Source organism: Pseudomonas kuykendallii, assembly GCF_900106975.1.
GTDB lineage: Bacteria > Pseudomonadota > Gammaproteobacteria > Pseudomonadales > Pseudomonadaceae > Pseudomonas_O > Pseudomonas_O kuykendallii.
This window is the reverse complement of record NZ_FNNU01000006.1, coordinates 121343-134888: the sequence shown is the minus strand read 5'-3', so window position 1 is coordinate 134888 and position 13546 is coordinate 121343. Positions and strand designations below refer to the sequence as shown.

Annotated in this window: 11 protein-coding genes; 10 read left to right on the top strand and 1 reads right to left on the bottom strand. The window is 66.6% G+C overall.

The window, feature by feature from the left end; all coding sequences use genetic code 11:
- Positions 1 to 18: 18 nt before the first annotated feature.
- Positions 19 to 2220: a PQQ-dependent dehydrogenase, methanol/ethanol family gene (locus tag BLV15_RS18725; RefSeq protein ID WP_245728228.1), complete on the top strand. Its 2202-nt coding sequence runs from the start codon at positions 19 to 21 to the stop codon at positions 2218 to 2220.
- Positions 2221 to 2271: 51 nt separating this feature from the next.
- Entirely contained in the window at positions 2272 to 3708 is a 1437-nt protein-coding gene (aldA, locus tag BLV15_RS18720) for an aldehyde dehydrogenase (protein WP_090231226.1), read from the top strand.
- Positions 3709 to 3825: 117 nt separating this feature from the next.
- On the opposite strand, the gene BLV15_RS18715 is transcribed toward aldA, so the two are convergent.
- Complete coding sequence (locus BLV15_RS18715) at positions 3826 to 5796, bottom strand: sigma-54-dependent Fis family transcriptional regulator (RefSeq protein ID WP_090231225.1); 1971 nt, start codon at positions 5794 to 5796, stop codon at positions 3826 to 3828.
- Positions 5797 to 6138: 342 nt separating this feature from the next.
- On the opposite strand from BLV15_RS18715, the gene yiaY reads away from it, so the two are divergent.
- From yiaY to BLV15_RS18675, 8 genes are all read left to right on the top strand, one after another.
- Complete coding sequence (gene yiaY / locus BLV15_RS18710; RefSeq protein ID WP_090231224.1) at positions 6139 to 7287, top strand: L-threonine dehydrogenase; 1149 nt, start codon at positions 6139 to 6141, stop codon at positions 7285 to 7287.
- Positions 7288 to 7517: 230 nt separating this feature from the next.
- Entirely contained in the window at positions 7518 to 7589 is a 72-nt protein-coding gene (gene pqqA / locus BLV15_RS21970) for a pyrroloquinoline quinone precursor peptide PqqA (RefSeq protein ID WP_003291121.1), read from the top strand.
- A 45-nt stretch (positions 7590 to 7634) separates the two neighbouring features.
- A complete protein-coding gene (pqqB, locus tag BLV15_RS18700; protein ID WP_090231222.1) occupies positions 7635 to 8546 on the top strand; it encodes a pyrroloquinoline quinone biosynthesis protein PqqB in 912 nt (303 codons plus the stop codon).
- Positions 8547 to 8633: 87 nt separating this feature from the next.
- Positions 8634 to 9386 (top strand): pyrroloquinoline-quinone synthase PqqC, encoded by a 753-nt coding sequence (gene pqqC, locus BLV15_RS18695; RefSeq protein WP_090231221.1) that lies wholly within the window; start codon positions 8634 to 8636, stop codon positions 9384 to 9386.
- 82 nt (positions 9387 to 9468) lie between these two features.
- Positions 9469 to 9747, top strand: a complete 279-nt coding sequence (pqqD, locus tag BLV15_RS18690) for a pyrroloquinoline quinone biosynthesis peptide chaperone PqqD (protein ID WP_090231220.1) — start codon at positions 9469 to 9471, stop codon at positions 9745 to 9747.
- Positions 9719 to 10873: a pyrroloquinoline quinone biosynthesis protein PqqE gene (gene pqqE, locus BLV15_RS18685; RefSeq protein ID WP_090231219.1), complete on the top strand. Its 1155-nt coding sequence runs from the start codon at positions 9719 to 9721 to the stop codon at positions 10871 to 10873. The genes pqqD and pqqE overlap by 29 nt, the downstream gene beginning before the upstream one ends.
- Positions 10874 to 10885: 12 nt before the next feature.
- Positions 10886 to 12754: an alpha/beta hydrolase family protein gene (locus BLV15_RS18680; protein ID WP_090231218.1), complete on the top strand. Its 1869-nt coding sequence runs from the start codon at positions 10886 to 10888 to the stop codon at positions 12752 to 12754.
- Positions 12755 to 12830: 76 nt separating this feature from the next.
- Positions 12831 to 13517, top strand: coding sequence for a PA2778 family cysteine peptidase (locus BLV15_RS18675; protein WP_139210757.1), 687 nt, complete (start codon positions 12831 to 12833; stop codon positions 13515 to 13517).
- The last annotated feature ends 29 nt before the right edge of the window (positions 13518 to 13546 follow it).

Sequence of the window (13546 nt, the reverse complement as noted above, 5' to 3'; positions counted from 1 at the left end):
AGAAATCGGGAGAAACCCATGAAACAGATTGGCCTCGCTTCGCGCGCAGCCCGCTTGCCTGAAAGCGGGCGTGCCTCCGGCGCCGTTCCACTGAATTCCCTGTGCATCGCCATCCTTCTCGTCCTCGGCTCCACCACCTCGCTGGCCGCACCTCAGCCGGCCGCTGTGGACGGCGCGCGGATCGCCGCCGCGGACAAGGAACCCGGCAACTGGATGTCCACCGGGCGTACCTACGACGAGCAACGCTTCAGCCCGCTGAAACAGGTCAACGACGGCAACGTCGACAAGCTCGGCCTGGCCTGGAGCTACAAGCTGGACATCGACCGGGGCGTCGAAGCCACGCCCATCGTGGTGGATGGCGTGATGTACACCACCGGACCGTTTTCCATCGTCTACGCGCTGGATGCGCGCAACGGCAAACTGCTGTGGAAATACGACCCGCAGTCCGACCGTTCGCGCGCTGGCGAAGCCTGCTGCGATGCGGTGAACCGCGGCGTGGCGGTGTGGAATGGCAAGGTCTATGTCGGCGTGCTCGACGGCCGCCTGGAAGCCATCGATGCCAAGACCGGGCAGAAGGTCTGGAGCGTCGACACCCGCAGCGACCACACCCGCAGCATCACCATCACCGGCGCGCCGCGCATCGTCAAAGGCAAGGTCATCATCGGCAACGGTGGCGCCGAATTCGGCGTGCGCGGCTACATCACCGCCTACGATGCCGAGACCGGCAAGCAGGACTGGCGCTTCTTCACCGTACCGGGTGACCCCAAGGAAATGCCCGAAGGCAAGGGCATGGAAATCGCCGCCAAGACCTGGTTCGGCAACAACTACCACAAGCAGGGCGGTGGCGGGACGGTGTGGGATTCGATGTCCTACGACCCCGAGCTGAACCTCCTGTACATCGGCGTAGGCAACGGCTCGTCGTGGAACCCGCGCATCCGCAGCGAGGGCAAGGGCGACAACTTGTTCCTCTCGTCCATCGTCGCCATCAAACCGGACAACGGCGAGTACGTCTGGCACTACCAGACCACGCCGGGCGATGCCTGGGACTACACCGCGACCCAGCACATCATGCTGGTGGACTTGGAACTCGACGGCAAGAAACGCAAGGTGCTGATGCAGGCGCCGAAGAACGGCTTCTTCTACGTGATCGACCGTGAAACCGGCGAGCTGCTCTCGGCGAAGAACTTCATCCCGATCAACTGGGCCACCGGCATCGACATGAAGACCGGCCGGCCGATCCGCAACGAGAAGGTCGCCGAATACTGGAAGGACCCGGAGAAAAAGGCCCGCCTGATCCAGCCCGCGTTCTGGGGGGCGCACGACTGGCAGCCCATGTCGTACAACCCGCAGACCGGGCTGGTGTACATCCCGGCGCACATCATGTCGGCCATGTACCAGGACGTCGATGGCGCACCGCCGCGCTCCAAGTTCAAGAGCATCTATCAGCTCGACGTGAACACCGGGATGATGCCCGAAGACCCCGAAGGCCTGCGCAAGATCGCCGACACCTGGACCGGCAAGCTGATCGCCTGGGACCCGGTCAAGCAGGAAGCCGCGTGGGAAGTGCCGTACACCACCATCTTCAACGGCGGCACCCTGAGCACCGCCGGCAACCTGGTGTTCGAGGGCACCGCCAACGGCCGCGTGGTGGCCTACGCCGCCGACACCGGCAAGAAGCTCTGGGAACAGCCCGCCAACACCGGGGTGATGGCGGCGCCGGTGACCTATGAAGTGGACGGCGAGCAGTACGTGACCTTCATGGCCGGTTGGGGTGGCGCCTTCTCCACCTTCGCCGGCGCCCTGTCGCTGCGCGCCGGGGTCAAGCCCAACGCCCAGGTGCTGACCTACAAGCTCGGCGGAACCGCCACGCTCCCCGACCTCAAGGACCGCTTCGCCGACCGCAAGCCCGAGCCGCCGAAACTCACCGGCACCCAGGCACAGATCGACCAGGGCCGCGAACTGTTCAATTCGAGCTGCTCGCAATGCCACGGCATCAATGCCATCAGCGGCGGCGTGGTGCCTGACCTGCGCACCCTGAGCAAGGAAAACCACGAGCGCTTCCTCGGCATCGTCTATGGCGCGCGCATCCCGGACGGCATGCCGTCGTTCGAGGGCCATCTCGACGCGAAGCAGGCCGAAGCGGTGCATCAGTACCTGATCAAGCGTGCCTACGACCTGCAGGAACAGCAGGCCGCCGCCAAGAAGACCGCCGCCAACTGACCCCCGGACGCCCGCTGCGGCGGGCTTTTACTCGTGGATGGGAGAAACGCAATGAGCACCATCGTCACCTACCAGAACTACATCGATAACGCCTTCATCGGCAGCGAAGAGCTGATCGAGGTGCATAACCCGGCCAACGCCGAGCTGCTGGCGCGAGTGCCGCAGGCGACCAATGTGCAGGTCGAGCGTGCCATCGCCGCCGCGCGCAAGGCGCAGAAGGGCTGGGCCGCCAAGCCGGCCATCGAACGTGCCGGCTACCTGCGCAGGATCGCCCAGAAGGTGCGCGACAACGCCGAGCGCCTGGCCCGTGTCATCACCCAGGAGCAGGGCAAGGTGCCTGGCCTGGCGCTGGTGGAAGTCAACTTCACCGCCGACTACCTCGATTACATGGCCGAATGGGCGCGCCGCCTGGAAGGCGAAATCCTTACCAGCGACCGCGCCGGGGAAAACGTCTTCCTGTTCCGCAAGCCGCTCGGCGTGGTCGCCGGCATCCTGCCGTGGAACTTCCCGTTCTTCCTCATCGCCCGCAAGATGGCGCCGGCGCTGATCACCGGCAACACCATCGTGATCAAGCCCAGCGAGGAAACCCCGATCAACTGCTTCGAGTTCGCCCGCCTGGTGGCCGAAACCGACCTGCCTGCCGGGGTGTTCAACGTGGTCAGCGGCACCGGCGCCGGCGTCGGGCATGCCCTCACCAGCCATCCCGGCGTCGACCTGATCAGCTTCACCGGCAGCATCGCCACCGGCTCGCGGATCATGGCCGCCGCGGCGCCGAACATCACCAAGCTCAACCTGGAACTCGGCGGCAAGGCGCCGGCCATCGTCCTGGCCGATGCCGACCTCGAGCTGGCCGTGAAAGCGATCACCGCCTCGCGGGTGATCAACACCGGGCAGGTGTGCAACTGCGCCGAGCGGGTTTACGTCGAGCGCAAGGTGGCCGATCAGTTCATCGACAAGCTGGCCAGCGCCATGGCCGCCACCAAGTACGGCGACCCGTCCACCGACGCCGACCTGGACATGGGCCCGCTGGTCAACCAGATCGGCCTCGACAAGGTCGCGCAGATGGTCAAGACCGCCAGCAGCCAGGGCGCGCAGATCGTCACCGGTGGCGCCGTGGCCGATTTGGGCAAGGGCTTCCACTACCAACCGACGGTGCTGGCGGGCTGCAAGTCCGACATGGAGATCATGCGCAAGGAAATCTTCGGTCCGGTGCTGCCGGTGCAGATCGTCGATGACCTGGATGAAGCCATCGCCCTGTCCAACGACTGCGAATACGGCCTGACCTCATCGATCTACACCCGCAGCCTCGGCGCGGCGATGAAGGCCTGCGCCGAGATCGACTTCGGCGAGACCTACATCAACCGCGAGAACTTCGAGGCCATGCAGGGCTTCCATGCCGGCGTGCGCAAATCCGGCATCGGCGGCGCGGACGGCAAGCACGGCCTCTACGAGTTCACCCACACCCACGTCGTCTACATCCAGAACTGACGAAGGACGGTTCCTCCTCGCATTGCCAGCCTTCTCCCCCTCGCGGGAGAGGGCCGGGGAGAGGGGGGAATACCTTCATCTGGCGCCGATCGCCAACGCCGCCCTGCAGCGGGTTAGCTAGCCCAGCGCATTCGGCGGCACGATGCCGTGCTTCTTCATCTTGCGGTAAAGCGTCGAGCGCGAGATGCCGAACTGCTCGGACGCCGCCGTGACGTTCCATTTGTGCTGACGCAGCGCCTCCAGCAGCGCCTGGCCTTCGACATCGCCGATGCGTTCCTGAAGGCTGCCCCCGGCGACACCTTCGGGCGTCTGCAACAGAGGCAACGTCCGCGTCGCGCGCGTCAGCTCCGCCGGCAGGCAGTCCATGCCGATACAGCCGTTTTCCGCCAGCGCCACGGCGTAGCGCAGGGTGTTGAGCAACTGACGGATGTTCCCCGGCCACGGACACGCCAGCAGCGCCTCCAGCGCCTGGGGTTGCAGGTAGGCGCCTTGCTGCTCTGCCTCCAGCAGCGTGCGGATCAGCCAGGCCTTGTCGCTGCGTTCACGCAGGGCCGGCAGGCGGACCACCGCGGCGCCGAGCCGGTAGTAGAGGTCCTCGCGAAAACTCTTGGTCTGGATCATCGCCTGCAGGTCCTGGTGCGTCGCGGAGATCACCTGGACGTCCAGCGGTACCGGCTCCTCGGCGCCGAGGGCGAAGATTTCCCGCTCGGCCAGCACCCGCAACAGGCGCGTCTGCAGGTGCGCCGGCATGTCGCCGATCTCGTCGAGAAACAGGGTGCCGCCGTTGGCCAGCTCCAGCTTTCCCTTCATGCCCTTGCGGTTGGCGCCGGTGAAGCTGCCGCTGCGGTAGCCGAACAGTTCGCTCTCGATCAGGGTTTCCGGAATCGCCGCGCAATTGAGCGCGACGAAAGGCCCGCGCGCGCGTCGGCTGGCGGCGTGGATGGCGCGGGCGAAGGCTTCCTTGCCGGTGCCGGTTTCGCCCTCCAGAAGAATCGGCAGTCCCTTGTCCAGCAGCTTGCGCAGGCGCTGCACGCTGGCCTGCAGACCGGCGTCGCGGCCGCTGAGCTGCTCGAGATCGGGCGAGGCGGGCTTCGACCGGTTCAGCTCTCCGTTCGGCGCGACGTAGGAACCGACCGGGCGCGTAGCCGCAGGTGCGCCGGCCGGGATGCGCAGGGCGACTTCGATCAGCGCTTCCTCGTCGAGGGTACGCAGCATCAGGCTGCGCGCGCCGCCCTTACTGAGGTCGAGCAACTCGTCGACCCGTAGCGGCAGCAGGCTGTCGATGGCCCGGCCGATCAGCTGGCGGCCCTTCTGGTGGGCAACGAAAGCGGCATGGTTGGCGCCGACGACGTTGCCGCCTTCGTCCAGCGCCAGCAGTTGCTCGCTGGCCAGATCGCTGATCTCGTCGCGCGGTTTCAGCGCGAGGGTCAGACAGTCGCGATAGCTGTGGCGGAAGTAGGCGTTCTCGATCATCCGCGCGTACATGACCACCAGTTGCAGGGTCAGGTGCTGGGCCTCCTTGGGGCCGTCCATATCCAGGCAGGAGGCATTCAGGCAGCCCTTGAGCTTGCCCAGCGGGTCGAAGATCGGCGAGACCGAACAGCTCATCCGCGCATTGGCGGCCAGGAAGTGTTCCTCGCGATGGATCGTCAGCGCGTGTTGCGACACCAGCGAGGTGCCGATGCCGTTGGTGCCGACCACCGATTCGTCCCAGCGTGCGCCAACGATCAGCCCGGACTGGGTGTAGGGATCGCGTTGCGCAGGCAGGCGCGAATCCAGGGTGATGCCGTTCTCGTCGCTGAGCAGCACGGCGAAGCCAGCCTGGGCAACGCGTTTGGACAGGCCGGTGACGCCTTGCCCGGCGATCGCCAGGTATTCCTGGTTGAGCTCCTGGTGGCGACGGATCTCGGCGGCGGTGAGGATGACCTTCTCGTTGCGCCCGCGCGGGTTGAGGCCGTGCTGGACGATGCTGCGGTGCCAGGACTGGGCGATCACGCCCTCCGGACGTACCGAGCGCTCGGCGAAATGATCGAGGATGAAACGGTTCAGGTCCTGACTGCCCGGCTGGGCCAACGGCGAAGGGTTCATGGCGACTCCAACTGCTGGCGCTCGGCCCACGCATCGGCGGACGAGCTGTCCTGTTCTTGTTGTTGCGACGCAAGCGGCTTGGGTGCTTCCTCAGACTAACTCTACAGGCAGCCTGCGACCATTCCGCCTGCCCATTGGTCGGGTTCCCCGGCCAACCGTGCCTTGCAGGGTGCGACACCTGTCGCACTGCTGCGTCACTGCACGCCATCGGTCCAGTGGAAAACGGGGGTGCGGCAATCAGACCGTTTCTTGCCTGACATCAGTGTCGGTGGAGATCGCCGGGAGTAGCTTCGGTGCGGCATACAAACACAGTCCTGCGAAACGCACAGGAGGAGCACCCTGATGAGCAGCACGTTCTTCATCCCCGCGGTAAACATGATGGGCAGTGGCAGTCTCGAAGAGGCCATGCTGGCCATCCGCAACTTCGGATTCCGTCACGCTCTTATCGTCACCGATGCAGGTCTCGCCAAGGCCGGCGTGGCCGACAAGGTCGCCGCGCTGCTGTCGGCGCAGGACATCCAATCCAGCCTGTTCGATGGCGCGCAGCCCAACCCCACCGTCGGCAACGTCGAGAAGGGCCTGGCCCTGCTGCAGCAGAAAGGCTGCGACTTCGTCATCTCCCTCGGTGGCGGTTCGCCCCACGACTGCGCGAAGGGCATCGCCCTGTGCGCCAGCAACGGCGGCAAGATCGCCGACTACGAGGGCGTCGACCAGTCGGCGAAGCCGCAGCTGCCGCTGGTGGCGATCAACACCACCGCCGGCACCGCCAGCGAAATGACCCGTTTCTGCATCATCACCGACGAAAGCCGCCACGTGAAAATGGCCATCGTCGACCGCAACGTGACCCCGATCCTTTCGGTCAACGACCCGTCGCTGATGGTCGGCATGCCGGCCGGGCTGACCGCCGCCACCGGCATGGACGCCCTGACCCATGCGGTCGAGGCCTACGTTTCCATCGCCGCGACGCCGATCACCGATGCCTGCGCCCTGAAAGCGGTGACGCTGATCTCGCAGAACCTGCGCCAGGCGGTCAACGACGGCAAGAACATGGAAGCGCGCGAGGCGATGGCCTACGCACAATTCCTCGCCGGCATGGCGTTCAACAACGCCTCGCTGGGTTACGTGCACGCCATGGCCCACCAGCTCGGCGGTTTCTACGACCTGCCGCACGGCGTGTGCAACGCGGTGTTGCTGCCGCATGTGGAGAGCTTCAACGCCGCCGTCTGTCCGCAGCGCCTGGCCGATGTGGCGCAGGCCATGGGCGTCGACGTGCAGGGCCTGGACGCCGAGGCCGGCGCCGCGGCCTGCATCGCGGCGATTCGCGCGCTGTCGGCGGACGTCAACATCCCTGCCGGCCTGATTGCCCTCGGAGCCAAGGCCGAGGACATCCCGATCCTCGCCGCCAACGCGCTGAAGGATGCCTGCGGCCTGACCAACCCGCGTCCGGCCAGCCAGGAGCAGATCGAGGCGATCTTCCGCGCCGCGCTGTAAGCCTCATCGCACGACCAAAACGCGGCCCAGGCCGCGTTTTTTTTTGCCTGCGATTCCCTGCAGAGTCCTGTCGTTGAACAGCTGTAGCAGCTCTGCGGCAGTTGTTACCGGCGGGCACTACCGAAGCAGGGCGCTGTCTGCTTCCAAAGTACCATTTCGCTTTTTGCGAAATGGCGCGAACGTGGGGTACCGGAGTTTTTCCGGCCCATAAATCCAAGAGAGGAAACGCCATGTGGACTAAGCCCGAGTACACCGACCTGCGCATTGGCTTCGAAGTGACCATGTACTTCGCCAACCGCTGATCCGTTCCGCCCCGGCCCTGCCGGGGCTTCCTGCCAGGGCTCCCCATGCATATCCAGATTCTCGGTTCCGCGGCGGGCGGTGGCTTTCCGCAATGGAACTGCAATTGCCGCAACTGCCGCGGCTTGCGCGAAGGCACCCTGAACGCCCGCGCCCGCACCCAGTCCTCCATCGCCCTGTCCGACAACGGCGTCGACTGGATCCTGTGCAACGCATCTCCCGACATCCGTGCCCAACTCGAAGCCTTCCCCGTGCTGCAGCCGGCGCGCAAGTCGCGTGACACGGCGATCGGCGCGATCATCCTGCTGGACAGCCAGATCGACCACACCACCGGGCTGCTCAGCCTGCGTGAAGGCTGCCCGCATGAAGTCTGGTGCACGGAGATGGTCCACCAGGACCTGACCACCGGCTTTCCGCTGTTCAACATGCTCGAACACTGGAACGGCGGCCTGCGCTGGAACCCCATCGGTCTGGAAGGCAGCTTCGTCATTCCGGCGTGCCCCGGCCTGCGTTTCACCCCGATCCCCCTGCGCAGCGCGGCGCCGCCGTATTCGCCGCATCGCCACGACCCGCACCCGGGCGACAACCTCGGCCTGCTGGTGGAGGACCTGAACGGCGGCGGTACGCTGTTCTATGCGCCGGGGCTTGGCCAGGTCAGCGACGCGTTGCGCCAGACCATGGCTCGCGCCGACTGCCTGCTGGTTGACGGCACGCTGTGGCGCGATGACGAGATGCGCGTCTGCGAGGTCGGCGACAAGCTCGGCAGCGAGATGGGGCATCTGCCGCAGAGCGGGGAGGGCGGCATGCTCGAACTGCTCGACGGACTGGCCGCGCCGCGCAAGGTGCTCATCCACATCAACAACACCAATCCGATCCTCGACGAGGACTCCGCCGAGCGCGCGCAGCTGGCTGCGCATGGCGTGGAAGTCGCATTCGACGGAATGAGCATCACCCTGTAGATGCGCGCCGCGCATCGCCGTATGAACAGTGCCGCCAACGCTGCGCCCGCGCAGCCCGGGAGAGCGGCGTCGCCACGGAGTGCTTCGATGTCCATGACTGCCATGACCCCCGCCGAATTCGAGCAGGCGCTGCGCGCCAAGGGCGCCTACTACCACATTCATCATCCCTATCACCGGGCGATGTACGAGGGGCGTTCCAGCCGCGAGCAGATCCAGGGCTGGGTCGCCAACCGCTTCTACTACCAGGTGAACATCCCGCTCAAGGACGCCGCGATCATGGCCAACTGCCCGGATCGCGACACCCGCCGCGAGTGGGTGCAGCGCATCCTCGACCACGATGGCGCGCCCGGCGAGGAGGGCGGTATCGAAGCCTGGCTGCGCCTTGGCGAAGCGGTGGGGCTGGATCGCGAGCAGATTCTCTCGCAGGAGCTGGTACTGCCGGGCGTGCGCTTCGCGGTGGATGCCTACGTCAACTTCGCCCGCCGCGCGAACTGGCAGGAAGCGGCGAGCAGTTCGCTGACCGAGCTGTTCGCGCCGCAGATCCACCAGTCGCGGCTGGACAGCTGGCCGCAGCACTACCCGTGGATCGACCCGGCGGGTTACGACTACTTCCGCAATCGCCTGAGCCAGGCGCGGCGCGACGTCGAGCACGGCCTGCGGATCACCCTGGCGCACTACACCACGGCCGAGTCGCAACAACGCATGCTGGATATCCTCCAGTTCAAGCTGGACATCCTCTGGAGCATGCTCGACGCCATGAGCATGGCCTATGAGCTGAACCGGCCGCCTTACCACTCGGTGACCGGCGAGCGCGTCTGGCACAAGGGGATCGCCCTGTGAAACCTTCAATCGTAGGGTGCGCCATGCGCACCAAAGTCTCCGTCTGCATATCTCGTGGTGCGCACGGCGCACCCTACGGGAGATGCTCATGACCTCCCTGGCGCGAGTACCGGCGCTGCGCCGCGGCTACCGCTTCCAGTTCGAGCCGGCGCAGGACGCCCACGTGCTGCTCTATCCGGAGGGGATGATCAAGCTCAACGGCAGCGCCGCGGAAATCCTCAAGCAGGTGGATGGCCAGCGCGACACCGCCGCCATCGTCGCCGCGTTGAGCGCGCAGTTCCCCGATGCGCCCGACCTGGCGCCGGATGTTCTCGAATTCCTGGATATCGCCCATGCAAAGCACTGGATCGAGTTTCGCTAAACCGGGCCACACGCCCGGGCCGCCGCTCTGGTTGCTGGCCGAGCTGACCTACCGCTGCCCGTTGCAGTGTCCGTACTGCTCCAACCCGCTGGACTTCGCCCAGCAGGGCGCCGAGCTGAGCACGGCGGAGTGGGTCGAGGTTTTTCGCCAGGCCCGCGAGCTGGGTGCGGCGCAACTGGGCTTTTCCGGCGGCGAACCGCTGGTGCGCCAGGACCTCGCCGAGCTGATCAAGGCGGCGCGCGACCTGGGCTACTACACCAACCTGATCACCTCCGGCATCGGCCTGACCGAAAAGCGCATCGCCAGCTTCAGCGAGGCGGGGCTGGACCATATCCAGATCAGCTTCCAGGCCGCCGACGAAGAGGTGAACAACCTGCTCGCCGGCTCGAAGAAGGCCTTCGCCCACAAGCTGGAAATGGCCCGCGCGGTGAAGGCCCACGGCTATCCGATGGTGCTCAACTTCGTCACCCACCGGCACAACATCGACCGCATCGAGCGGATCATCGAGCTGTGCATCGAGCTGGAAGCGGACTTCGTCGAACTCGCCACCTGCCAATTCTACGGCTGGGCCGAACTCAACCGTGCCGGCCTGCTGCCGACCCGCGAGCAACTGCAGCGCGCCGAGCGCATCACCAACCAGTGGCGCGAGAAACTCGAGGCGCAGAACCACCCGTGCAAGCTGATCTTCGTCACCCCGGACTATTACGAGGAGCGCCCCAAGGCCTGCATGAACGGTTGGGGCAACCTGTTCCTCGACATCACCCCGGACGGCACCGCGCTGCCGTGCCACAGCGCGCGGCAACTGCCGGTGCAGTTTCCCAACGTGCGCGAGCACAGCCTGGCGCACATCTGGCACGACTCGTTCGGCTTCAACCGCTTCCGCGGCGACGACTGGATGCGCGAGCCGTGCCGCTCCTGCGACGAGAAGGGCAAGGATTTCGGCGGCTGCCGCTGCCAGGCGTTCATGCTCACCGGCGATGCGAGCAACGCCGACCCGGTGTGCAGCAAGTCAGCGCAGCACGGGGTGATCCTCGACGCGCGCCGCGAGGCCGAAGAAGCCGCGCTCGGCATGGACCAGCTGCAATTTCGCAACGAGCGCGCCTCACGCCTCATCGCCAAGGCCTGACGGTCGCTTGCCATGTCCCGCGTGAGCACCGCCCACCGCTACGGATTCTGGCCCAGCCGCTGGGGCGCCGGGAACGCCGCCGCGGCCAGCCGCGATTTCGCCGAGCTGCGTGCCGGACATGGCGGCGTGCTGTGGATCGAGTTCGACCCCGCGGATGCGCGCAGCACTCTGTGGTTTCACCGCGCCGGCGAGCGCCGTTGCCTGTCGCCGGCTGGCGTTTCGCTGCGCAGCCGGGTTTATGAGTACGGTGGCGGCGCGTTCTGCGTGACCCGCGACGGCGTCGCCTTCGTCGGCGAGGCGGATCAGCAGGTCTATCGGCAGGCCCTGGTCGGCGATCCCAAGGCGCTCACCGACTGCGCCGCGCGCCGCTACGGCGATCTGCAGCACGATGCGTTCGGCGAAGCGATCCTTGCCGTCGAGGAAGAACACGGCGAAGCGGGCGTGCGGCACCGGATCGTTTCCCTGTCGCTGCGCGATGGGGCCCGCGCCGTCGTCATCGACGGGGCGGATTTCTACGCCGCTCCCACGCTTCGCGCCGATGGCCGTCGGCTTGCCTGGATCGAATGGAACCGCCCGGAGCAACCCTGGACCGCCACCCGGCTGTGCGTCGCCGAGCGCGACGCGGACGGGCGCTGGGGTAGCCCGCGTTGCCTGGCCGGTGCGGAGGGGGGCACGTCACTGCAGCAGCCGCGGTTCGCCCAGGATGGTCGCCTGCATTGCCTGAGCGATGCCGGTAGCTGGTGGCAGCCGTGGGTGGAGCAGGGCGGCCAGTGGCAACCGATGGACGACAGGGCGATCGTACAGTCGGACCATGCCGCCGCGCCCTGGCAATTGGGCGCCTGCAGCTACCTGCCACTGGCGAGCGGCCTGCTGCTGAGTCGTTTCGAGGACGGCTTCGGCGTGCTGGCCGAAGCCACGTCCGCCGGCGAACGACGCCTCGCCGAGTCATTCACCCGCTTCCGTCAGGTCGCCGCGGACTACCGGCATTTCTATGCGATTGCCGCCTCGCCCGAACGCAGCAGCGCGATCCTCGCCATCGAGCGGACCAGCGGCGCGGTCAGTGTGCTCGCTGGCGGCGACGTCGCGCTGGGCGAGGGCGACCTGTCGCGTCCCGAGGCGCTGCGTTTCGCCAGCGGCGATGGCGAGGCGCACGCGTTCTTCTATCCGCCGCGCAATGCCGACTGCCGTGCCATCGACGACGAAAAGCCACCGCTGGTGGTGTTCCTCCATGGCGGCCCGACGTCGGCGTGCTACCCGGTGTTCGATCCGCGCATCCAGTTTTGGACCCAGCGTGGTTTCGCCGTCGCCGATCTCAATTACCGCGGCAGCAGCGGCTTCGGCCGCGACTATCGCAACAGCCTGAGGACGCAGTGGGGCATCAGCGACGTGCAGGACGCCTGCAGCCTGCTGCAGCATCTGGCGCAGCGTGGCCTCGTCGACGCGCGCCGCGCGTTCATTCGCGGCGGCAGCGCGGGCGGCTACACGGCGCTCTGTGCGTTGGCGTTCGCCGATGCTTTCCGCGGCGGCGCCAGCCTCTACGGCGTCAGCGATCCGCTGGCGCTGGGCCGGGTCACGCACAAGTTCGAGGCCGACTATCTGGACTGGCTGATTGGCGATCCGCAGCGCGATACCGAGCGTTACGCGGCGCGCACGCCGTTGCTGCACGCGCAGCGGATCAGCGCGCCGGTGATCTTCTTCCAGGGCGGACGCGATGCAGTGGTACTGCCCGCGCAGACCGAGGCGATGGTCGCGGCGTTGCGACGCAACGGCATTGCCGTCGAGTACCGCCTGTATCCCGACGAGCGCCACGGCTTTCGCCAGGCCGCGCACCTGGCCGAGGTGCTGGAGTGCGAGTGGCGCTTCTACCAGGCGCTGCTCTGATGGGCGCCGTTTGTCCTTGGTGAACGCGGGCATCACCGATATGCTCAGCGCCACCTTTTTCCAGTGCCGCCTTCCGATGCCCACACTGAAACGTCTGCTTCCCCTGGCCCTGCTCGTGCTGCTATCCGCCTGCTCAAGCGAGCCGGTTCTTTCGCCGATCACTTCGCGTCTTCCCGAACGGGTCGAGCTGAGCGATGTGCCGTTCTTCCCGCAGAACGCCTTCCAGAGCGCTCCGGCGGCGATGGCCAGCATGCTCCTGCAGCGCGGCGTGAACACCGACCCCGGCCTGCTCAAGGACCGCGTCTACATCGTCGGTCGCGACGACATGCGGCCGGCGATGGTCGCCACCGCGGAAGCCCACGACATGCTGGTCTATCCATTGCAGCCGACGATGGACGCGCTGCTCGGCGAGGTGGCCGCGGGCAACCCGGTGCTGGTGCTGCAGAACATCGGCATGGACATGTGGCCGGAATGGCATTACGCGGTGGTGGTCGGCTACGACCTGCACAAGCAGACGCTGACGCTGCGCTCCGGCGGTTCGCGCCGGCTGCAAAGCGATTTCGCGGCGTTCGAGAAGACCTGGAAAAGCAGCGAGCGCTGGGCCGTGCTGACGCTGCCCGCCAGCCTGCTGCCGGCAAGTGCGCAGCGCCCGGTCTGGCTCAAGGCCGCGGCAGAATTGAAGGAGGCCGGCCGTGCCGACGCCGCGCAGCGCGCCTACCGCACGGCGGCCGAACGCTGGCCGACGCAAACGACCGCGCAGTGACGAAAAAACGGGGCTTACGAGCCCCGTTT

What these genes read in the sequence shown, in the direction of transcription:
- aldA (WP_090231226.1), top strand. Translation starts at nt 2,272, where the DNA reads ATGAGCACCATCGTCACCTACCAGAACTACATCGATAACGCCTTCATC.
- BLV15_RS18675 (WP_139210757.1), top strand. Translation starts at nt 12,831, where the DNA reads ATGCCCACACTGAAACGTCTGCTTCCCCTGGCCCTGCTCGTGCTGCTA.
- BLV15_RS18715 (WP_090231225.1), bottom strand. Translation starts at nt 5,796, where the DNA reads ATGAACCCTTCGCCGTTGGCCCAGCCGGGCAGTCAGGACCTGAACCGT.
- BLV15_RS18725 (WP_245728228.1), top strand. Translation starts at nt 19, where the DNA reads ATGAAACAGATTGGCCTCGCTTCGCGCGCAGCCCGCTTGCCTGAAAGC.
- pqqE (WP_090231219.1), top strand. Translation starts at nt 9,719, where the DNA reads ATGCAAAGCACTGGATCGAGTTTCGCTAAACCGGGCCACACGCCCGGG.
- pqqB (WP_090231222.1), top strand. Translation starts at nt 7,635, where the DNA reads ATGCATATCCAGATTCTCGGTTCCGCGGCGGGCGGTGGCTTTCCGCAA.
- BLV15_RS18680 (WP_090231218.1), top strand. Translation starts at nt 10,886, where the DNA reads ATGTCCCGCGTGAGCACCGCCCACCGCTACGGATTCTGGCCCAGCCGC.
- pqqC (WP_090231221.1), top strand. Translation starts at nt 8,634, where the DNA reads ATGTCCATGACTGCCATGACCCCCGCCGAATTCGAGCAGGCGCTGCGC.
- yiaY (WP_090231224.1), top strand. Translation starts at nt 6,139, where the DNA reads ATGAGCAGCACGTTCTTCATCCCCGCGGTAAACATGATGGGCAGTGGC.
- pqqD (WP_090231220.1), top strand. Translation starts at nt 9,469, where the DNA reads ATGCTCATGACCTCCCTGGCGCGAGTACCGGCGCTGCGCCGCGGCTAC.